General features: G+C 69.5%; 15 protein-coding genes. 10 read left to right on the top strand and 5 right to left on the bottom strand.

The genetic code is table 11. The annotated features are described in order from the left end of the window. Positions 1–60 precede the first annotated feature (60 nt). Positions 61–951 (top strand): LysR substrate-binding domain-containing protein, encoded by an 891-nt coding sequence (locus ASC70_RS07190; RefSeq protein WP_056048081.1) that lies wholly within the window; start codon positions 61–63, stop codon positions 949–951. Positions 952–962: 11 nt separating this feature from the next. On the opposite strand, the gene ASC70_RS07195 is transcribed toward ASC70_RS07190, so the two are convergent. Then, a complete protein-coding gene (locus ASC70_RS07195; RefSeq protein WP_056048084.1) occupies positions 963–1,961 on the bottom strand; it encodes an NAD(P)H-binding protein in 999 nt (332 codons plus the stop codon). 92 nt (positions 1,962–2,053) lie between these two features. Between ASC70_RS07195 and ASC70_RS07200 the strand changes: the two genes are divergently transcribed. From ASC70_RS07200 to ASC70_RS07210, 3 genes are all read left to right on the top strand, one after another. Continuing rightward, positions 2,054–2,968, top strand: coding sequence for a LysR family transcriptional regulator (locus ASC70_RS07200; protein WP_056048087.1), 915 nt, complete (start codon positions 2,054–2,056; stop codon positions 2,966–2,968). 125 nt (positions 2,969–3,093) lie between these two features. Beyond that, entirely contained in the window at positions 3,094–7,116 is a 4,023-nt protein-coding gene (locus tag ASC70_RS25830; protein WP_056048089.1) for a hypothetical protein, read from the top strand. A 130-nt stretch (positions 7,117–7,246) separates the two neighbouring features. Further along, positions 7,247–9,727, top strand: a complete 2,481-nt coding sequence (locus ASC70_RS07210) for a TonB-dependent receptor (protein ID WP_056048092.1) — start codon at positions 7,247–7,249, stop codon at positions 9,725–9,727. Positions 9,728–9,914: 187 nt separating this feature from the next. On the opposite strand, the gene efp is transcribed toward ASC70_RS07210, so the two are convergent. Continuing rightward, positions 9,915–10,481: an elongation factor P gene (gene efp, locus ASC70_RS07215; protein ID WP_047408280.1), complete on the bottom strand. Its 567-nt coding sequence runs from the start codon at positions 10,479–10,481 to the stop codon at positions 9,915–9,917. 120 nt (positions 10,482–10,601) lie between these two features. Between efp and epmA the strand changes: the two genes are divergently transcribed. From epmA to ASC70_RS07235, 4 genes are all read left to right on the top strand, one after another. Then, positions 10,602–11,660 carry an EF-P lysine aminoacylase EpmA gene (gene epmA / locus ASC70_RS07220; protein WP_056048095.1) on the top strand — a complete coding sequence of 353 codons (1,059 nt, stop codon included), beginning with the start codon at positions 10,602–10,604 and terminating at the stop codon, positions 11,658–11,660. 142 nt (positions 11,661–11,802) lie between these two features. Next, the gene (locus ASC70_RS07225; protein ID WP_056048099.1) at positions 11,803–12,843 is read left to right on the top strand and encodes a lysine-2,3-aminomutase-like protein; all 1,041 of its coding nucleotides are present in this window, start codon (positions 11,803–11,805) and stop codon (positions 12,841–12,843) included. A gap of 138 nt (positions 12,844–12,981) precedes the next feature. Next, complete coding sequence (locus ASC70_RS07230; protein ID WP_056048102.1) at positions 12,982–13,860, top strand: 3-hydroxybutyryl-CoA dehydrogenase; 879 nt, start codon at positions 12,982–12,984, stop codon at positions 13,858–13,860. A gap of 71 nt (positions 13,861–13,931) precedes the next feature. Beyond that, a complete protein-coding gene (locus ASC70_RS07235) occupies positions 13,932–14,618 on the top strand; it encodes a hypothetical protein (protein WP_056048105.1) in 687 nt (228 codons plus the stop codon). On the opposite strand, the gene feoB is transcribed toward ASC70_RS07235, so the two are convergent. Beyond that, a complete protein-coding gene (gene feoB / locus ASC70_RS07240; RefSeq protein ID WP_056048108.1) occupies positions 14,615–16,531 on the bottom strand; it encodes a ferrous iron transport protein B in 1,917 nt (638 codons plus the stop codon). The two genes, ASC70_RS07235 and feoB, sit on opposite strands and share 4 nt — an antisense overlap. Before the next feature lie 4 nt (positions 16,532–16,535). Continuing rightward, positions 16,536–16,859 carry a FeoA family protein gene (locus tag ASC70_RS07245; protein WP_082009241.1) on the bottom strand — a complete coding sequence of 108 codons (324 nt, stop codon included), beginning with the start codon at positions 16,857–16,859 and terminating at the stop codon, positions 16,536–16,538. A 300-nt stretch (positions 16,860–17,159) separates the two neighbouring features. On the opposite strand from ASC70_RS07245, the gene ASC70_RS07250 reads away from it, so the two are divergent. Further along, entirely contained in the window at positions 17,160–18,428 is a 1,269-nt protein-coding gene (locus ASC70_RS07250) for an EAL domain-containing protein (protein WP_197056690.1), read from the top strand. 171 nt (positions 18,429–18,599) lie between these two features. On the opposite strand, the gene ASC70_RS07255 is transcribed toward ASC70_RS07250, so the two are convergent. Next, the gene (locus tag ASC70_RS07255; RefSeq protein ID WP_056048111.1) at positions 18,600–19,223 is read right to left on the bottom strand and encodes a glutathione binding-like protein; all 624 of its coding nucleotides are present in this window, start codon (positions 19,221–19,223) and stop codon (positions 18,600–18,602) included. An 80-nt stretch (positions 19,224–19,303) separates the two neighbouring features. Between ASC70_RS07255 and ASC70_RS07260 the strand changes: the two genes are divergently transcribed. Next, positions 19,304–19,930, top strand: coding sequence for a TetR/AcrR family transcriptional regulator (locus ASC70_RS07260; protein WP_056048112.1), 627 nt, complete (start codon positions 19,304–19,306; stop codon positions 19,928–19,930). Positions 19,931–19,983: the final 53 nt, after the last annotated feature.

A 19,983-nucleotide genomic window follows, 5' to 3' on the forward strand; every position in this document is an offset into this window, starting at 1 on the left:
CCTCAGCCATGTCGGGGCGCAAAATCGAATTTCTCAGCGAAAAGATGAATCCTATTCAGCATGAGCGCTTTCGATCTTCCGCCGCTCGGCGCTCTGCGCGCGTTCGAGGCGACCGCCAGGCTGGCCAGCTTCAAGGGCGCCGCCGCCGAGCTGTTCGTGACCCCCACGGCGATCAGCCACCAGGTGCGTCAGCTGGAGACCCATCTGGGCGTCCGCTTGCTGGACCGCGGCCCGCGCCGGGTGGCCCTGACGCCCGAGGGCCGGATCCTGCATGACGCGGCCACCACCAGCTTCGCGGAGATCGGGCGCGCGGTCGGTCGCCTCCGCCGCGCGCCCGCCGAGACGATCCTGACGCTGTCGGCCACACCCGCCTTCCTGGGCCAATGGCTGGTTCCTCGGCTCGCCGACCTGCAAGCCCGGCTTCCGGACCTGGAGCTGCGGCTGCAGGGGTCCGGCCAGGTCGCCGAGCTTCGCCCCGGCGGGGTCGAGCTGGCCATCCGCTATGGCCGAGGTCCCTTTCCCGATGTGGCGACGACCCCGCTATGCGAGGACGTCTTCGCCCCGGTCTGCAGCCCCAGCCTTGACCTGAGGACGATCGAAGACCTGGCGCGGGCCCGGCTCATCCATATCGACGGCTGGGTCGTACCGCGCCCCGCGCCCGACTGGCGGCGCTGGTGCGACGCGGCCCGCGTGACGGGCCTCAACATCGACGGCGGGGTGCGGTTCACCGACAGCCTGCACGCGATCCAGGCCGCGGTGGCCGGCCAAGGCGTGGCCATCGTCAGCCTGGTCATCGCCGCCGACGCCCTGCGCACCGGCGCGCTGGTCACCCCGTTCGCGACGACCCTGCCGGGCGAGGCCTACCACTTCGCTTGCGCGCCGGCCTTGAGCGACCGCCCGCACGTCGCGGCGCTCCGCCAGTGGTTCGTCGACGCCCTTCGGCCAGGCTGACGCGCGCGCCTTCAGGCCGCCTTCAGGATACGCCGAGGCGCCGCCGCTTCCACCACCGGAACCTCCAAGCCCTTCATCGTCGCCCGCACCGCCACGTCCAGCGGCGTGCGCGGCTCCTCGCCGAGGAAGACGACCAGTTTCCGGTTTTCCAGCCGCAACGAGTGACGCCAGAACGGCCGCATCTCGGCCAGTTCGCGCAGGGTCTCGCTGAACAGGCCCGCGACCGGGAGCAGCGCCCACGGCAGCTGGCGAACGTTGGGGCGCTGCAGCCCCGCCGTGCGGGCGATGGCGCGGACCATCGCCGTCCCGTCGGCGTCCCAGACGCCTTCGAAGTGGAAGTGGGCGAAGGCCGGCAGTTCGGTCTCGCGGTCGGCCAGGCGGGCGAAGGTCTCGCCGACGTCGGGCAGATAGGCCCAGGCGTGGCCGACGCCCTTGTCGCCGGGATAGAGGATGGTCTTCACCGGCTTGCCCGGCGTCACCAGGCCCGAGGCGAACCAGCTGTTGGTCGTCGAGCGCGGTCCGAAATAGTCGCCGGCCCGCAGGATCAGAGACCGAACGTTCTCGCTGGCGGCGGCTTCGAGCCGGGCCTCCATCGCGATCCGGATCTTGCCCTTGCGGGTCGCGGCGCGCTGGGGCGTCGTCTCGTCGATCACCGGATGAGCGGCGGGGTCGTAGTTGTAGATCGTGCCGGGCAGCAGGATCCGCGCCCCGCTGGCCCGGGCGGCGGCGATGGTGTTGTCCAGCATCGGCAGCACCAGCTGCTTCCAGCCGCGATAGCCGGGCGGGTTGACGGCGTGGACGATGACCGACGCACCTTCGGCGGCCGCGACCACGGCGGCGCGGTCCAGGACATCGCCCTGCAGATAGCTGACCCCGGCCAGGCGGCCCTTGCCCGGATCGCGGACCAGGGCGCGGACGGTCCAGCCCTTGCGAACGAGCGCGGCGGCGGTCTCTCCGCCCACCCCGCCATTGGCGCCGAGGACGAGTGCGATGCGGTTCTGGGCGGTCATGGCCGGCTCCTGCGTTTGCGATGACCACAAGATGCCGCCCGCCAGCCTCGATAGAAATTGCCGAGAACGATCGATCGGCCTATCAAAAATAGATGAGCCAAGATTTGCCCACCGCCGTCGACTGGGAGCGCCAGCGCGCCTTCCTGGCCGTGATCGACACCGGCAGCCTGTCGGCGGCCGCCCGCCAGCTGGGCGCGGCCCAGCCCACGGTGCGGCGGCGGGTCGAGGACCTGGAGGGCCAGCTGGGGGTCGCCCTGTTCACCCGTTCGCCCTCGGGCCTGACCCCAACGCCGCTGGCGCGGGAGCTGGCCCAGCACGCCCGGGCCATGGCCATCGCCGCCGCCTCCCTGGCCCGCGCCGCCTCGGCCGAGGCCGACGCCGCCTCGGGCGCCGTGCGGATCACCGCCAGCGAGGTGGTGGGCATGGAGGTGCTGCCGTCGATCCTGGCCGACCTGCGCGAGGCGCATCCGGGCCTTGTCTTCGAGCTGGCCCTGACCAACCGCAGCGAGGACCTGCTGCGCCGCGAGGCCGATATCGCCGTGCGCATGGTGCGACCCACCCAGGAGGCGCTTCTGGCCAAGCGGGTCGGAAACATCACCCTGGGCATGCACGCCCACAAGCGGCTGCTGGACGCCTGGGGCCGTCCGACCAGCCTGGACGAGGCCCGCCGCCTGCCGCTGATCGGCTACGAGACCGAGACGATCGGCGTCCGCGCCATCAAGGCCCTGGGCCTGGACCTGCGGCCCGACGAGTTCACCTTCCGCACCGACAACGACGTGGCCCAGCTGGCGGCGATCCGCGCGGGCCTTGGCCTGGGTCTCTGCCAGGTTGGGCTGGCCGCCCGCGACCCGATGCTGGAGCGCGTCCTGCCCGAGGTGTTCAGCTTCGACCTGGAGACCTTCGTCGTCACCCACGAGGACCTGAAGGACGTGCGCCGCGTACGGCTGGTGTTCGACGCCCTGGTGACGGGCTTGACCCGCTATGCCAAGGTGGGAAATACAGTTTGAACTAAACACGTTTCCACTTAAAGTGGAGGTTAGAGATTCGTCGCCCGGAACGTTGGCGACCCTATCGGCCGCGCCATCCTCGAATAGGATGCCCGGACCGCTTCGAGATCGGTGGGAGTTTCGTGATGGCGGTCGTTGGTTCGGACCCCTCCGCCCTGTCCAGCCTGACGCCGGCGAAGATCGCGGCGCTGAACGGCGCGGCCATCGCCGCGGCGCCGCCCTCCGAATTCGCCAAGCTGACCAAGGCCCAGGTCGCGGCGATCTCGGTCACCGCCATCGGCGGCCTCAGCGCCGAGCAGTTCGCCAGGTTCAACGCCAACCAGCTGGCGGGGCTGACGGCCGCCCAGCTGCCGCGCCTGCCCACGACCATCGCCTTCAGCGCCACCCAACTGACCGTGCTGAACCAGGGCCAGGTGCAGGCCCTGTCGCGCACCCAGGTCGCGGCCATGAGCACCGAGTTGCTGGACAGCCTGCGGACCACCCAGGTGGCCGCCCTCAGCGCGACCGCCGTCTCGGCCCTGTCGCGCGACCAGATCCAGAGCCTGTCGGCGGTCCAGGTGCGGTCGCTGTCGGCGACCCAGCTGCGCGGCCTTTCGACGGCCGACATCGGCGAGTTCGGCGCGGAGCAGGTCGGAGCCCTGACCGCGACCCAGGTCGGGGCGCTCAACGCCACCCAGGTCAGGAGCCTGTCGGACGAGCAGTTCGGCGCCCTGACCTCGACCCAGTTCGGCGCGCTGTCGGCGGCGACCGTGCGCGCCCTGCCGGCCTCGACCCTGGCCCTGACCACGCCCGACCAGTGGTCCAATGTCACCACCGCCCAACTTTCGGTGCTGAACGCCGACCAGCTGAAGGCCCTGGGCGCCAGCGGCCTGGCCCTGCTGAAGCCCACCCAGATCCGGGCGCTGTCGGCCACCGAACTGGGCCGGGCCGGGCCGGAGTTCCTGGCGGGCCTGTCGACCACCCAACTGACCGGCCTGGCCGCCAACCAGGCCGCGGCCCTGTCGGCGACCGCCGTCGCCGGCCTCAGCGCCAGCCAGATCGCCGCCATCGACCCGGCCGCGATGGGCGGACTGACGGCCACTGGCCTCTCGGCCCTGGACGCCACCCAGGTGGGCGCGCTCAGCGCCAGCCAGATCGCCCGCCTGCAACCCAGCCAACTGAAGGGGCTGGACGGCGAGGACTTCAACGAGTTCACCCGCGCCCAGCTGAAGGCCTTCACCGCCGCCCAGATCCGCGAATTGCCGCCTGAACAGCTGGCCGGCCTGTCGGACGAGGACTTCGGCGCCTTCTCGACCACCCAGCTTCGGGCCTTGTCGCCGCTGCAGCTGAAGGCCCTGTCGACCAGCGACCTGGCGGCCCTGACGCCCGAACAGGCGGGCGCCCTGGCCGCGGGCCAGATCAGCGCCTTGACCGGAACCCAGCTGGCCGTCCTGCGCGGCGTCGCCCCCTTGGGTCCGGGCCAATGGCCGGGCGTCACGCCCACCCAGTTGGGCGCCTTCTCGACCACGGATGTCGCCCGCCTGACCACCACCGAGATCGGGGCGTTGAACGCCGTGCAGATCGGCGGCTTCACGGCCGAGGCGCTGTCGGCCTTCGACGCCAGCCAGACGGCCCGCCTGACGACCGGCCAGATGAAGGGGCTGACGGCCACCCAGCTGAAGGGCTTGTCGGACATCGATGTCAGCCAGCTCAGCGCCACCCAGATCGGGGCGCTGGACGGGACCCAGGTCGGGGCCCTGGTCGCGCACCTGCCCGCGTCGGCGATCGCCAGCCTGGGCGCGACCCAGGTGGGCAAGCTGGCGTCGACCGCCCTGGCCAGCCTGTCGTCCGCCCAGGTCGCGGCGCTGGGCCAGACCCAGCTGCGCGGCCTGACCACCGACCAGATGGCCAGTCTGGCGTCGGATGTCGCCCGGGCCCTGACCGCCACCCAGATCGGCAGCCTCTCCGCGACCCAGCTGGGGGCCCTGTCCCCCGCCAATTTCGGCCGCCTGGCGCCCGAGGGGCTGCAGCGGCTGGAGCCCGCCCAAATCCGCGGCCTGACCACCACCCAGGTCAAGAGCCTGGAGACCACGACCTTCGGCCTGTTCAGCGCCACCCAGGTGGCGGCGTTCAGCGCCGCCCAGGTCGGAGCGCTGCCGGGCGACCTGGTCGGCGGCCTCTCGGCCACCCAGTGGGCGGGCCTGACCACGACCCAGATCCAGGGGCTGAGCACCACCCAACTCGCGGCCCTGGACGCCGCCGACCTGGGCAAGCTCGGCACAAGCCAATGGACCGCCCTGCGCTCGACCCAGATCGCGGGCCTGTCGACCACGGCGGTGGCGGCGCTGGAGACCGAGCGCCTGGCCTTGCTGACCCCGGCCCAGGTGAGCGGCCTGACGCCGAGCGCGGTCTCGGCCCTGGACGCGGCCCGCGTGGCGGCCCTTTCGACCAGCCAGATCGCCGCCCTGACCGCCACCCAGCTGCGCGGCTTGACGACCGAGGACATGGCCGAGTTCAGCGCCACCCAGGTCGGCGCGATCTCGACCGCCCAGCTGGCCGCCCTGCCCGCCACCGACGTGGCGGCGCTGAGCGCCGCCCAGCTGGCCGCGCTCACCACCAGTCAGGTCAAGGTTCTGGCCCCGTCGCAGGTCTCGGCCCTGCGCCCCACCCAGGTCGGCGGCCTGTCGACCGCCCAGCTGGCGGCGCTGAGTTCGGCGCAGCTGGGCGCCCTGGCCAGCGACGCCCTGCCGGCGATGACGACGACCCAGGTCGCCGGCCTGACCTCCAGCCAGTTGGCGGGCCTGTCGACCACCCAGGTCGGGGCCCTGACCGGAACCCAGCTGGCGGCCTTGGCCGAGACCCAGGTCGGCGGCCTGGCCGGCGGCTTCCTGGCGGCCTTGTCGGCCACCGCCTTCAGCGCCCTGACCGCCACCCAGGTCGCCAGGCTGTCGACCACCCAGGTGCAGAGCTTGAGCGCCACCCAGGTCGGCGCGCTGTCGGCCGCCGACTTCGCCGAGCTTTCGGCCACCCAGATCAAGGGGCTGACGGCGGCCCAGGTGGGCGCCCTGTCGGCGACCAACCTGGCCAGCCTGCCGACCACCGCCATCGCCGACCTCTCGGCCGCCCAGTTCGCGAGCCTCTCGGCCACCCAGCTGGCCGCCCTGCCCGACAGCGTGTTCCAGGGACGGCTGGGCCAGTTGAACGCCAGCCAGATGGCCGGCCTGTCGACCACCCTGATCTCCAACCTCTCGACCACGGATCTGGCCAGCCTCGCGCCCGGCCAGATTGGCGCCCTGTCCTCCTCGGCCTTCGCGGCGCTGGGAACCTCGCGGTTGTCGCTGTTGTCGGTGACCCAGGTCGGCGGGCTGTCGACCACCCAGGTGGCCGGGCTCGACGCGAGCGGCTTCGGCCTGTTGTCGAACACCCAGGTGGCGGCCCTGTCGTCCAGCCAGATCGGGGCGGTGCGCGGCGAGATCCTGTCGGCCCTCGACGCCACCCAGTTCGCCCGCCTGACCACCAACCAGGTGCGAGGCCTGACCGCCAGCCAGATCGAGCGGCTGACCGCCACCGACATCGGCGAGATCACCACCACCCAGATCGGCGCCCTGGGCGCCCAGCAGCTGGAAGGCTTCTCGGCCGGCGACATCTCGGCCCTGAGCGTGACCCAGGTCGCGGCCCTGACCGCCGGCCAGATCGCCGCCCTGACGCCGGTGCAGCTGCGCGGCCTCTCGGCCGGCGACATCGGCGAGTTCAGCAAGACCCAGGTCGCGGCCCTGACCGGCGCCCAGGTCGGCTCGCTGTCGCTGATCGCGATCGGCGCGCTCAGCGGCGACCAGTTCGCCAGCCTGACCGCCACCCAGGTGCGCGGCTTCACCAGCGAGCAGCTGACGGCGTTCGGCGCCGAGGGCCTGGCGCGGCTGTCGGGCGCGCAGCTGGGGGCGCTGACCACCACCCAGGTCGGCCAGCTGCCGGCCGTGGCGATCCAGAGCCTGACGCCCACCCAGATCGACCAGATCATGCCCAGCCAGATCCCCGGCTTCACCGCCGGCCAGATCGAGGCGTTCACGCCGGGCCAGCTGACCGAACTGTCGCGCGCCCAGGTCAACAAGCTGACCGCCGCCCAGCTGGACGCCATGAGCCGCGCTCAGCTGGAAGCCATCGGGCTGTAGTTCGTCTCCCCACGGAGACTGTTGCCCTGGAGCATCGTCACGGCAGCGTCGCGTAACGGTCGCGGAGCCGTCTTGAGGCCTCCCTATCCCCGCCCCTGGAAGTCGCGTGTCGCGAAGGGGATAGGGCAAGATGCAATCGACCAAGATGATCAACGGCCGCCTGTGGTGCGGCGTGGCCCTGGCGGCCCTGATGGCTGGCGGGATGGCCACCGGCGCCCGGGCCGCCGACACGGCCGCGCCTGTCGCCGCCGCGCCTGCCGAGGCCGACTCGACCAGCGTCGAACAGCTGATCATCACCAGCACCCGCGAGACCCGCTCGGCCGTGGCGATGGAGAGCCAGCAGATCCAGCGCGTGCTGCCCGGCGCCAGCCCGCTGAAGGCCATCCAGTTCCTGCCCGGCGTCGTCTATCGGACCGCCGATCCGTGGGGCAACAACGAGCAGAACCTGTCGCTGTTCGTCCACGGCTTCTCGACCCAGCAGCTGGGCTTCACGATGGACGGCGTGCCGCTGGGCGACCAGCAGTACGGCAACTACAACGGCCTGTCGGTGTCGCGCTCGATCACCAGCGAAAACGTCAGCCGCGTGACCCTGTCGTCAGGCGCCGGCTCGCTGGGCGTGGCCTCGACCAGCAATCTGGGCGGGGCGATCGAGACGTTCAGCCGCGCGCCCTCGGCCGAGCGCGGCCTCGACATCCGCCAGACGGTCGGCAGCAACGAGACCAGCCGCACCTTCGTCCGCCTCGACACGGGCGAGATGGCCGGCGGCTTCAAGGGCTACATCTCGTACCTGCGCCAGGACGCCAAGGCCTGGGACTTCGACGGCCACCAGCGCGGCCACCAGGTCAATCTGAAGATCGTCCACGACGACTCTCACGGCCAGCTGACCTTCTACGCCGACTGGCAGATGAAGGTGGAGCCCAACGAGGACGCCACCGCCCGGGGCAACCAGCAGACCGCCGCTGCGGCCGGCTTCACGCCCTATAGCCGCCCGTTCCTCTATCCGGACCTGGCGGCCTGCACGAGCAACCTGACGGGCGGCCCGGGCACCCCGCCGCCGGCCCAGGGCAACAACTTCTCGAACTGCTTCAGCGCCGCCCAGCGCGAGGACATCCTGGGCTACCTGAAGTACGCCTGGACGCCGGTCGAGGGCTTCACCTGGACCAACCAGGTCTATTATCACTACAATTTCGGGCGCGGCATCGTGGCGGGCCCGATCAACACCGCCGGCCTGCCGGGCCTGTTCGCGACCTACTATCCGGGCCTGGTCGTCGGCGGCTCGGCCACCAGCCCCGGCACCCTGACCAACATCGTCAACCTGTTCGGCGGCAGCGGTAACGCGGTGCGCACCACCGAGTACCGGATCAACCGCCCGGGCGCGATCTCGACGGTCGAGTGGACCTTGGGCGACCACCAGATCAAGGGCGGCGCCTGGTTCGAGCACAACGAGCCGGCCCAGCATCGCGTCTGGTATCCGATGACGGCGCAGAACAACGACCTGTCGCCCTACGACGTGCCGCGCGGCAAGAAGGCCCTGACCCAGTACTTCGCCGAGTTCTTCACCAACGACATCCAGCTGCACCTTCAGGACCAGTGGCGGATCCTGCCGAACCTGCTGCTGCAGGCCGGCTTCAAGTCCAGCCTGCAGGACGCCACCGGCAAGTTCCCGATCAACCAGCAGAACCTGCCGACGGTGGCCGTGCCGGTCCACTATCCGACGGGCAGCATCACCTCGAACAAGTGGTTCCTACCCCAGGTCGGCGCGCTGTGGGACGTGACCGACAAGGACCAGGTGTTCGTCAACGTCCAGCAGAACATGCGCCAGTTCATCCCCTATGGCGCGGGCAGCGGCTTCTACGGCTTCTCGCCGTGGAGCCTGGGCACCCAGGCGGCGTTCGACCTGTTCAAGTCGACCGTGAAGCCCGAGACCTCGTGGACCTACGAGATCGGCCTGCGCAGCCGCCGCGACGTGGCCTGGGGCCCGATCACCGGGGTCGAAGGCCAGGTCAACGCCTATGACGTCAAGTTCAGCAACCGCCTGCTGAACATCGCGCCCTTCAACTTCATCAACCCGGCGCCGGCCATTCTGGCCAATGTCGGCGGGGTGACCACCAAGGGCGTCGACGTCGCCGGGACCCTGAAGTTCGGCCAGCACTTCCAGCTCTACAACGCGCTGTCGTACAACGAGTCCAAGTACGACCAGAACTATCAGAGCGGCACGACGATCGTCGGCGGCGTCTCGACCCCAGTCACCGTCGCCACCGGCGGCAAGTATGTGCCGCTGACGCCCAAGTGGATGAACAAGACCATCGCCCGCGTCGACCTCGGCAAGTTCGACGCCCAGATCAGCGGCGACTATGTCGGCAAGCGCTTCGTGACTTATCTGAACGACCTGTCGGTCAAGTCGATGATGCTGGTCGACCTGCAGGCCGGCTACACCTTCGACATGACCGACAAGGGCTTCGTGAAGGGCCTGCGGATCACCGGCAACGTCACCAACCTGTTCGACAAGAAGGGCGTCTCGACCGCCGGCGTGACCAGCAACTCGGGCGGCTACACGGCCTTCCCGCAAGCGCCGCGCATGGGGTTCGTGACCTTGGCGGCGGAGTTCTAGGCCCTAGAAACTGTCATCCCGGACAAGCGCGCGTAGCGCGCCGATCCGGGACCGCCGGAAGCGCCGAGCTTTCCGCGGTCCCGGGTCTCCGCTTCGCTCCGCCCGGGATGACAGTTTTAAATGAAAAAAGGCCCGGCGGATCGCTCCGCCGGGCCTTCTCTTTGTGCGGATAGAACCCGAAGAACCCTTAGTCCTTGGCGCGTTCCTGGTAGCTGTTGTCTTCCGTCAGGATCACCACGCGGGTGCCGACCGTGATGTACGGCGGCACGGTCGTCTTGACGCCGTTGCTCAGCAGAGCCGGCTTGTACGACGACGAGGCGGTCTGGCCCTTCACCGACGGTTCGGTGTCGACGATCTCGAGGATCATGGTGCGCGGCAGTTCGATGGCGATCGGCACGTCGTTGTGGGTCGACAGCTGGACCGTCATGTTCTCTTGCAGGTACGGGGCGGCGTCGCCGATCACTTCCTCGGTGGCCACGAGCTGGTCGTAGGTTTCCGGGTTCATGAAGTGGAAGCCGTCGCCATCCTGGTACAGGAAGGTGTGGTTGCGCTGGTCGACGAAGGCGCGCTCGACCTGCTCGGTGGTGCGGTAGCGCTCCGAAACCTTAACGCCATCCGAGATGCGGCGCATGTTCAGCTGGGTCACCGGGGTGCCCTTGCCGGGGTGGATGTTCTCGACCGTCAAGACGACGTAGAGCTTGCCGTCCATGTCGACGACGGCGCCTTTGCGGAGCGAGCTGGCTGCGACCTTCACGTACTTACCGTCCTTGGAAGAAAGCGCGCGCGAAGCCGCGGGCGCGATCGTGCTATTGATCCTTGCCCGACCTCCTATAGCGATCGGGTCGAAATCTCCAGCGTCTTCGGTTTTCCGCCCTTGTCCTCATCCTCGACCCCGGCCTGGTGGCGCGCCGCCGTCCACCACGACCGCCGCCCGTTCCTGCTGGCCCGCAACCGGATTACCAAGGCATTCCGCGCCTGGTTCGAGGCCGAGGGCTTCGAGGAAGTCGAGGCGGCCGCCCTGCAAGTCTCGCCGGGCAACGAGGCGCATCTGCACGCCTTCGCCACCCAGGCCCTGACGATCTCGGGCGAGGCCAGCCCGCTCTATCTGCACACCTCGCCGGAGTTCGCCTGCAAGAAGCTGCTGGCGGCGGGCGAGGAAAAGATCTTCAGCCTGGGCAAGGTGTGGCGCAACCGCGAGCGCGGGCCGCTGCACCATCCCGAGTTCACCATGCTGGAATGGTACCGGGCCAGCGCGCCGTATCAGGCCCTGATGGACGACTGCGCAACGCTGCTGGCCCTGGCGGCCGAGACGGCGGGGACCCGGCGCTTCGACTTCCGGGGCATGGGCTGCGATCCGTTCGCCCAGCCCGAGCGGCTGTCGGTGGCCGAGGCGTTCGATCGCCACGCCGGGATCGACCTGCTGGCCAGCATCGCCGCCGACGGTTCCACCGACCGCGACGCCCTGGCCGCCGCCGCCCGCGCCGCCGGGATCCGCGTGGCCGAGGACGACGGCTGGGCCGACGTCTTCAGCCGCGTCCTGGTCGAGAAGATCGAGCCCCGCCTGGGCGAAGGCCGCGCCACGGTGCTGTGCGAATACCCGATCTCGGAAGCGGCCCTGGCCCGCCCCAAGGCCGCCGATCCGCGCGTCGCCGAGCGCTTCGAGCTCTATGCCTGCGGGGTGGAGCTGGCCAACGCCTTCGGCGAACTGACCGACCCGGCCGAGCAGCGCCGACGGTTCCTGATCGAGATGGACGAGAAGGCGCGGATCTACGGCGAGCGCTATCCGATCGACGAGGACTTCCTGGCGGCCCTGGAAGATATGCCCGAGGCGTCGGGGTCGGCGCTGGGCTTCGACCGCCTGGCGCTGCTGGCGACGGGGGCGCGGCGGATCGAGGATGTGATCTGGACGCCGGTGGCGTCTCCCCCCACCTGACCTCGCTGCGCGAGGTCGTCCGCCCCCAAAGGCGGGCGGAAGGAAACGCGCACCTTCTTCCCCCTCCGGGGGAGGAGCGCGCGAGCGCGGAGGGGGCCTGAATTTGCCTCGCACCCCAAAATCCCGCATATCCCCGCCCCTCATGCCCCCCGTCACCAAGACCCTCCGCGACGCCCGGTCGCTAGCCGAGGCCGGGCTGGTCCCGCCCGAGCGCCTGCCCGCGCTGGAAGCGGTGGCGGCGCGCTATGCGGTGGCGATCACACCGGCGATGGCCGAGCTGATCGATCCGGCCAACGCCAATGATCCGATCGCCCGGCAGTTCGTCCCCTCGTCCGAGGAGCTGGTCGCCAGCCCCGGCGAGGATGGCGACCCGATCGGCGATGTTATCCACAGCCCTGTGGATGGAATCGTGCATCGCTACCCCGACCGGGTGCTGCTGAAGCCCACCCACACCTGCGCGGTCTACTGCCGGTTCTGCTTCCGGCGCGAGATGGTCGGGCCCGAGGGGCTGGCGAACCTGACCCCCGCCCAGCTGGACGCGGCCCTGGCCTATATCGCCGGCCGGCCGGAGGTCTGGGAGGTGATCGTCACCGGCGGCGACCCGTTCGTACTGTCGCCCCGCCGCCTGGCCGACCTGATGGAGCGGCTGGAGGCGATCGCTCACGTGCGGATCGTGCGCTTCCACACCCGCGTCCCGGCGGTCGAGCCCAGCCTGGTGACCGACGACCTGGTCGCGGCGCTGAAGCGCACGACCAAGACCGTCTATGTCGCCCTGCACGCCAACCACGTCCGCGAACTGGCCCCCGCCGCCCGCGCCGCCTGCGCCAGGATCATCGACGCCGGGATTCCGATGCTGAGCCAGACCGTGCTGCTGCGCGGCGTCAACGACGACCCCGCCGTGCTGGCCGCGCTGATGCGGGCCTTCGTCGAGACGCGGATCCGGCCCTATTACCTGCACCACGGCGACCACGCGCCGGGCACCGCCCACCTGCGCACCACCCTGGCCGAGGGCCAGGCGATCATGAAGGCCTTGCGCGGCGCGGTCTCGGGCCTGGCCCAGCCGACCTATGTGCTGGACATCCCCGGCGGCCACGGCAAGGTTCCGGTCGGTCCCAACTACCTGGCCGAGGGCGCGGTCGAGGATCCGAACGGGGCTGTCCGACCCTATCCGCCGACCGCCTGACCGCGACACGCGGCCGCGCTTGCGTTGCGTCGCAGCAAAGCCTTGGCGGCGCCACGGTTTCTCGTGCTAGAAAAGTCGGCATATCCAAGGGCCCGGGCGCGGACGCCTGGCGCGTATTCAAGCGAAGGCTTGGCTTTTATGAGTGAAATCAAGACGGTCGGCGTTATCGGCGCTGGCCAGATGGGGTCTGGCATCGCGCATGTCGTCGCCCTGGGCGGCTACGACGTACGTCTTCACGACGTGTCCCGCGAGCGGATCGACGCCGGCCTGGCCCTGATCGAGAAGAACATGGCCCGCCAGGTCGGCCGCGGCATCATCGACGACGCCGCGATGCAGACGGCCATGGCCCGCATCACCGCGGCCGAGGGTCTCGAGGACATCGGCGCCACCGATCTGGCGATCGAGGCGGCCACCGAGAACGAGGAGATCAAGAAGTCGATCTTCCGCAGCCTGCAGCCGCACCTGGGCCCCAATACCCTGCTGGCCTCGAACACCTCGTCGATCTCGATCACGCGCCTGGCCTCGGCCACGGATCGCCCCGAGCGCTTCATCGGCCTGCACTTCATGAACCCCGTGCCGCTGATGAAGCTGGTGGAGATCATCCGCGGCATCGCCACGGACGTCCCGACCTACGAGCGCGCCGTCGCCTTCGCCCAGTCGCTGGGCAAGATCACCAGCAACGCCGAGGATTTCCCCGCCTTCATCGTCAACCGCGTGCTGGTGCCGATGATCAACGAGGCGATCTACACCCTGTACGAGGGGGTCGGCACGGTCGACGCCATCGACACGGCGATGAAGCTGGGCGCCAACCATCCGATGGGCCCGCTGGAGCTGGGCGACTTTATCGGCCTGGACACCGTGCTGAGCATCATGAACGTGCTCCACGAAGGCCTGGCCGACAGCAAGTATCGCCCCTGCCCGCTGCTGGTGAAATATGTCGAGGCCGGTTGGCTGGGCAAGAAGACCGGCCGCGGCTTCTACGACTATCGCGGCGAGGTCCCGATCCCGACCCGCTAAGGTCGCAAGTCTACTCGTTCAGCTGGAGTATCCGTGTTACGCGGAAGCTCTGGCTCGGGGGAGCGGACCCAATGCGGAACTTGTATCTGGCCTTTCTAGTGGCCTTCGCCGTCATGCTGCTGGGCTTCTGGCCCAGCTTCACCGGCGCCTTCGGACCGCTCGATCCGATGCGCGAGATCCATGGCGCCCTTGCGGTGACCTGGATGGCTTTGCTGGTCGTGCAGAGCTGGCTGATCGGCCACGGCCACAACCGCTGGCACCGCTGGATCGGCCGCACCTCGCTGGTCATCGTTCCCGCCCTGATCATCAGCGCCTTCGTCGTGATCCACGACATGCTGGGTCCGCACTCGCATTTCAGCCGCGAACTGCGCCTGACCCTGGCCTGGATCGACATCTGGTCGCTGCCGCTGTTCGGTCTGCTGTTCGTCCTGGCCCTGGTCTATCGGCGGACCATGTTCCTGCATTCGCGGTTCATGGCCTCGACCGTGTTCATCGCCCTGATCCCGGCCCTGGGGCGTCTCTACGGCATGAACATCCCGGCGTTGCACGGCCTGAAGGGCGCGCTGGATCCCAGCTTCCTGACGGTCGAGATCGTGCTGGCGGGCCTTGTCGTGCGCGATGGCCTCAACGGCCGCTGGCTGACGCCCTGGTGGGTGACCCTGGTCGCGCTGGTCGCCTTGCAGCTGACCATGTTCCACGCGCCGCACTGGCCCTGGTTCCTAGGCGTGGCCCAGATGATGGGCCTGCCCGCGACCTAGCCCGCGCCCAGCGCCACGGCGATGTGGTAGGTCGCGAACGAGGCCAGATAGGCCAGCGAGGTCATGTAGACGAACATCACCGTCGGCCAGGTCCAGCCGTTGGTCTCGCGCTTGACCACGCCCAGCGTCGCCGCGCATTGCGGGGCGAAGATGTACCAGGCCAGGAACGACAGGGCGCTGGCCAGCGACCACTTGTGGGTCAGGATCGTGCCCAGGGTCGTCGCGGCGCTGTCGGCGTCGCCGCCCACCGCATAGACCGTGCCCAGGGCCGCCACCGCCACCTCGCGAGCCGCGAAGCCCGGGATCAGGGCGACCGTCATCTGCCAGTTGAAGCCGATCGGGGCCATCAGCGGCGCGATGAAGTGGCCGATGCGGCCGGCGAAGCTGTAGTCGATGGCCGGTCCCGTCGCGCCTTCCGGCGGATAGGGGAAGGTCGACAGCACCCACACCGCCACCATCAGCGGCAGGATGATCCGGCCGGCGCGGCTCATGAAGATCCGGGCGCGGGTCCACAGGTTCATCAGCACGTTGCGCGGCTCGGGCCAGCGATAGGTCGGCAGCTCCATCATGAACGGCTCGACCGTGCCGCGCCAGAACACGCGGCGGATCACGAACGACACGGCCAGGGCGCTGACGATGCCGCCCGCATAGAGGCCGAACATCACCAGGCCTTGCAGGGACAGCACGCCCCACACCGTCTGCTTGGGAATGAAGGCCCCGATGATCAGGGTGTAGACCGGGATCCGCGCCGAGCAGGTCATCAGCGGCGCGACCAGGATGGTGGTCAGCCGGTCCTCGCGGTTGTCGATCACCCGCGTCGACATGATGCCGGGAATGGCGCAGGCGAAGCTGGACAGCAGCGGGATGAACGCCCGGCCGTGCAGGCCGGCCCCGCCCATGATCTTGTCCATCAGGAAGGCCGCGCGGGCCATGTAGCCGCTGTCTTCCAGCAGCAGGATGAAGAAGAACAGGATCAGGATCTGCGGCAGGAAGACCAGCACGCTACCCACCCCGGCGATCAGGCCGTCGGAGATGAAGCTGGTCAGCAGGCCTTGCGGCAGGTGGGCGCTGGTCCAGCCGGCGATCGCCGCGAACGCCGCGTCGATGCCGTCCATGACCGGCGTGGCCCAGGTGAACACCGCCTGGAACATCACGAACAGCAAGGTCATCAGGATCAGCAGGCCCGCCGCCGGGTGCAGCAGCACGTCGTCGATCTTGCCGGTGATGGTGTCGGGCCGCTCGGGCGGCTTCACGCAGGCCTTGAAGATGCGCTGGGCCTCGGCGTGGGCGGCGCGGATCTCGGCCGGCGTCGGCTCGCGCCAGACGTTCTCGACCTCGGGCTTGCGGGCCGCGACGATGGTCTCGACCTCGGCCAGCAGCTCGGCCAGGCCGCGCTTGCGGGTGGCCACCGTGGCGACGATCGGCGCGCCGAGCTCGCGCGACAGGCGCTCCAGATCGATGCGCAGGCCCTGGCGCTGGGCGATATCGAACATGTTGAGGGCCAGCACGAACGGGCGGCCGACCTGCTTCAGCTCCAGCACCAGGCGCAGGACCAGCCGCAGGTTGGTGGCGTCGGCCACGCAGATCAGGGCCTCGGGCGCGATCTCGCCGGCCAGCTTGCCCAGCACCGCGTCGCGGGTCACCGCCTCGTCGGGGCTACGGGCTCGCAGGCTGTAGGTGCCCGGCAGGTCCAGCACGCGCATCTGGCGGCCGGCGGCCGTGGTCAGCACGCCCTCCTTCCGCTCGACGGTGACGCCGGCGTAGTTGGCGACCTTCTGGCGGCTGCCGGTCAGGGCGTTGAACAGCGCGGTCTTGCCGGAGTTGGGATTGCCCACCAGGGCGACCCGGGCGGGATCGGCGAACGGGGTCTTCGAAGCGATTTGCGTGGCGGCGACGCCGGAGTCGGGGGTCAAGGGCCTAGCGTCCGTCGAACTTCACGCTCACCGCGCCGGCTTCCCGCCGACGCAGGGCCACGCGGGTGTCGTCCACCCGCACGGCGATCGGATCGCGGCCGAACAGGCCCTCGTGCAGCACCTCGATGGCCGCGCCCTCGACGAAGCCCATCTCCAGCAGGCGACGCTCCAGTTCCTCGGCGTCCACCGCCTCGGCCGCGCCGGTGGCGCCGGTGACCTTGACGATCACCCCACGGTCGCCGCGCCCGGCCGCGCCGAGCGAGCGCACGCCGGGGCCTTCGCTCTCGGCGGAGTTGAATTGGGAGGACAGCACGAACGCTTCGGACATAATGGCTCCGATAGGATTGCGAACGATTATCAGTCTAAGAGACCAATGTCGATTCAGCGATCCTGGCGTTTTGAGGTATGCTGAACGCTTAAGGGCGCGTTCCGCCGAAGTGTTTGCGGTTCGGCGGCAAGAACGCGCCCCAGGTATAGAGGATCGAGCCTGTTTATCCGGTTCGGATGATCCATCCGAACCGGACAGGCTCGAGGGCTGTTGGGACCGAATGGCGCAGGGTCGTTAATAGATTCGACTCCGCGACGCCGGGTCGGTCTGATTGCGTGTAACGATTCGTATGGGCGGATTATGCGTAGGCTGATGCTGGCGCTCCTGACGGGCGCCTATCTTTGTTTGGCTCTGATCGTCTCGCTCTTCCTGTGGAGGATGGGCGCGACGCCGGCTATCGGCGTCTCGGCGTTCATCGGCACGCTGGGCCTGTGCTTCGCGTTCCATGGCCTGCTGGGCCAGACCTTCCTGGCGGCCGCCCTGCGCGGCGACATCGACACCGTCCGCGAAGCGCACGCCATCCTGCTGGACCAGATCGAGAAGGTCGACGCCCGGGTCAGCGACCTGGTCGAGACCGTCGCCGCCGATTCCCAGCGCCGCACCGAGGAGTTGTCGACCGAGGTCCACCAGCTGGAAGACCTGATCCAGCGGATGAACGACCGGATGGAGCACCAGCTGACCCACCAGGTCGCCGCCGCCGCCCGCAACACCCTCGGCCGCGAGCGCGCCCCCCAGGCCAGCCACATGCTGCAGGTCGTGCAGGACGCCCTGGCCGAGAACCGGGTCGACCTCTACCTGCAGCCGATCGTCAGCCTGCCCCAGCGCCGGACCGTCTTCTACGAGAGCTTCTCGCGCCTGCGTGACGAGACCGGTCGCGTGATGATGCCGGCCGAGTACCTGGCCGTGGCCGAGCCGGAAGGCCTGATGACGGCCATCGACAACCTGCTGCTGTTCCGCTGCGTGCAGATCGTCCGTCGGCTGGCCAAGCAGGACCGCAAGGTCGGGATCTTCTGCAACATCTCGCTGGCCAGCCTGGGCGACGAGAGCTTCTTCCCGCAGTTCCTGGAATTCATGCAGGGCAACAAGGACCTGGCCGGCGCGGTGATCTTCGAGCTGGGCCAAGCCGCGTTCGAGCGCCGCGGTCCCGTCGAGGCCCGTCACATGGCCCGCCTGGCCAGCCTGGGCTTCAGCTTCAGCCTCGACAAGGTCGCCGACCTCGATCTGGACTTCCAGGACCTGGCCCGCGCCGACGTGAAGTACCTGAAGGTCGGCGCCCAGATGATGCTGGACCAGCTGGAAGAACAGGACGGCAAGCTGGTCATCGCCTCGCTGCCCGACCTGAACGCCTCGGACTTCGCCGCCCTGACCCGCCGCTACGGCATCGAGGTCATCGTCGAGAAGGTCGAGGCCGAGAAGCAGATCGTCGACATCCTGGATCTCGACATCGGCTATGGCCAAGGCCACCTGTTCGGCGAGCCCCGCGCCATCCGCGACTCGGTGCTGGCCGAGGCCGAGCCGCCGCAGGACTTCATGCGCGGAGCGCTGCGGCGCCGCGCGGTGGGCTGGTAGCAGCGCTCCGACCGGACAAGCAAAAGGGCCGTCGCTGGCAAGGCGACGGCCCTTTCCTTTTTTGTCTGTCATCCCGGCCGCAGCGCAGCGGAGAGCCGGGACCGCGACAAGCTCAGAGTTTCCGGCGGTCCCGGATCGGCGCGCTACGCGCTTGTCCGGGATGACCGGTTATCAAGCCGCCTTCTTGTACAGCCCGAACTCCTCGCTGAGCGCCTTGGCCACCGCCGGCCGCGCCTGGACGCGGTCGCGATAGGCCAGCACCGCCGGAAAGGCCGACAGGTCCATACCGATCGCCCGGGCCCAGTTCAGGATCACGAACAGATAGGCGTCGGCGACGCTGTAGGCGTCCAGCAGATAGTCCTGCTTGGCCAGGTAGGCGTCGAGGAACGCGAAGCGCTCAGCGGCTTCCTGGCGGGCAAAGGCCTTGGCGCCATCCGGCGCGTCGGGCCGCAGCAGGGCGATGAACACGCCGGTGTGCAGCTCCGAGCCGATGAAGCTGAGCCAGGTCTGCAGCTTGCGGCGGCCGGCCGGATCGGTCGGGGCCAGCTTGGCGTCCGAGAAGCGTTCGGCGACATACTGCAGGATCACCGGATTCTCGCGGATTAGCTCGCCGTCGTCGGTGCGCAGCACGGGTACCTGGCCCATGCCGTTGATCGTGGCGAACAGCGTCCCGTCCTCGACCCGCTTGGGCGAGGCCTTGGTGTCGACCCGCAGGTAGTTGGCCGGCTGGCCAGCCTCGTAGAAGGCGATGCGCGTGGCCATCGAGCAGGCCAGGGGCGAGAAATAGAGGTCCATGGGGCGTCTCCGCTTGTTTTTTGTATCGTTTCGCACAAAATCAGCGCGCGTCAAGAATTTCATGCGAGATGGTACAAAACATGGAAGGCGAACCCGCCCCGGAGAAGCGCCGCGGCCGCCCTCGGGCCTATGACCCGGACCAGGCCCTGGCCAAGGCCACCGAGACCTTCTGGGAGGCCGGCTACGCGGCCGCCTCGCTGGACGCCCTGTCGGCCGCCACCGGCATGAACCGCCCCAGCCTGTACGGCGCGTTCGGCGACAAGCAGGCGCTGTTCCAGGCGGCGATGCGGCGCTATCAGGACCAGGCCCGGGCCGGGATGAAGGTCGCGCTGGGCTCGCCCGGGACGCTGCGCGAGAGCCTGGCGCGGTTCTACAAGGCGGGCCTGGACACCTATCTGGCGGGCGGGCCGCGCGGCTGCTTCCTGATCGGCTCGGGCCTGTCGCAGGCCGCCGCCGACCCGGCGATCCGCGACACCGTGGCCGCCGGTGTCCGAGAGCTGGACGCGGGCCTGACCCTGCGGCTGACGATGGCCCAGGCGGCCGGCGAGCTGCCGCCCTCGGCTGATCCGCCCGCCCTGGCGCGGGTGGTCTGCGGCATGTTGAACGCCCTGGCCGTCCGCGCCCGCCTGGGCGAGAGCCGGGCCGAGCTGGAGGCCATGGCCGCGACCACCATCGACCTCGTCTGCGGGCCGCCGGCCTCGGCGTGAGGTCGGTCGATTGCTGACACTTCTGGGCGCATCGCCGCAAGCATCGGAATGAC

Source organism: Caulobacter sp. Root343 (genome assembly GCF_001425745.1).
In the GTDB taxonomy this organism is placed as follows: domain Bacteria; phylum Pseudomonadota; class Alphaproteobacteria; order Caulobacterales; family Caulobacteraceae; genus Caulobacter.

Excerpts from the sequence above, each read along its gene's own strand:
- ASC70_RS07260 (WP_056048112.1), top strand. The coding sequence starts at position 19,304 with ATGGAAGGCGAACCCGCCCCGGAGAAGCGCCGCGGCCGCCCTCGGGCC.
- ASC70_RS07225 (WP_056048099.1), top strand. The coding sequence starts at position 11,803 with ATGCCCCCCGTCACCAAGACCCTCCGCGACGCCCGGTCGCTAGCCGAG.
- ASC70_RS07250 (WP_197056690.1), top strand. The coding sequence starts at position 17,160 with ATGCGTAGGCTGATGCTGGCGCTCCTGACGGGCGCCTATCTTTGTTTG.
- ASC70_RS07230 (WP_056048102.1), top strand. The coding sequence starts at position 12,982 with ATGAGTGAAATCAAGACGGTCGGCGTTATCGGCGCTGGCCAGATGGGG.
- ASC70_RS07235 (WP_056048105.1), top strand. The coding sequence starts at position 13,932 with ATGCGGAACTTGTATCTGGCCTTTCTAGTGGCCTTCGCCGTCATGCTG.
- ASC70_RS07200 (WP_056048087.1), top strand. The coding sequence starts at position 2,054 with ATGAGCCAAGATTTGCCCACCGCCGTCGACTGGGAGCGCCAGCGCGCC.
- ASC70_RS25830 (WP_056048089.1), top strand. The coding sequence starts at position 3,094 with ATGGCGGTCGTTGGTTCGGACCCCTCCGCCCTGTCCAGCCTGACGCCG.
- ASC70_RS07255 (WP_056048111.1), bottom strand. The coding sequence starts at position 19,223 with ATGGACCTCTATTTCTCGCCCCTGGCCTGCTCGATGGCCACGCGCATC.
- ASC70_RS07210 (WP_056048092.1), top strand. The coding sequence starts at position 7,247 with ATGCAATCGACCAAGATGATCAACGGCCGCCTGTGGTGCGGCGTGGCC.
- ASC70_RS07195 (WP_056048084.1), bottom strand. The coding sequence starts at position 1,961 with ATGACCGCCCAGAACCGCATCGCACTCGTCCTCGGCGCCAATGGCGGG.
- ASC70_RS07245 (WP_082009241.1), bottom strand. The coding sequence starts at position 16,859 with ATGTCCGAAGCGTTCGTGCTGTCCTCCCAATTCAACTCCGCCGAGAGC.
- ASC70_RS07190 (WP_056048081.1), top strand. The coding sequence starts at position 61 with ATGAGCGCTTTCGATCTTCCGCCGCTCGGCGCTCTGCGCGCGTTCGAG.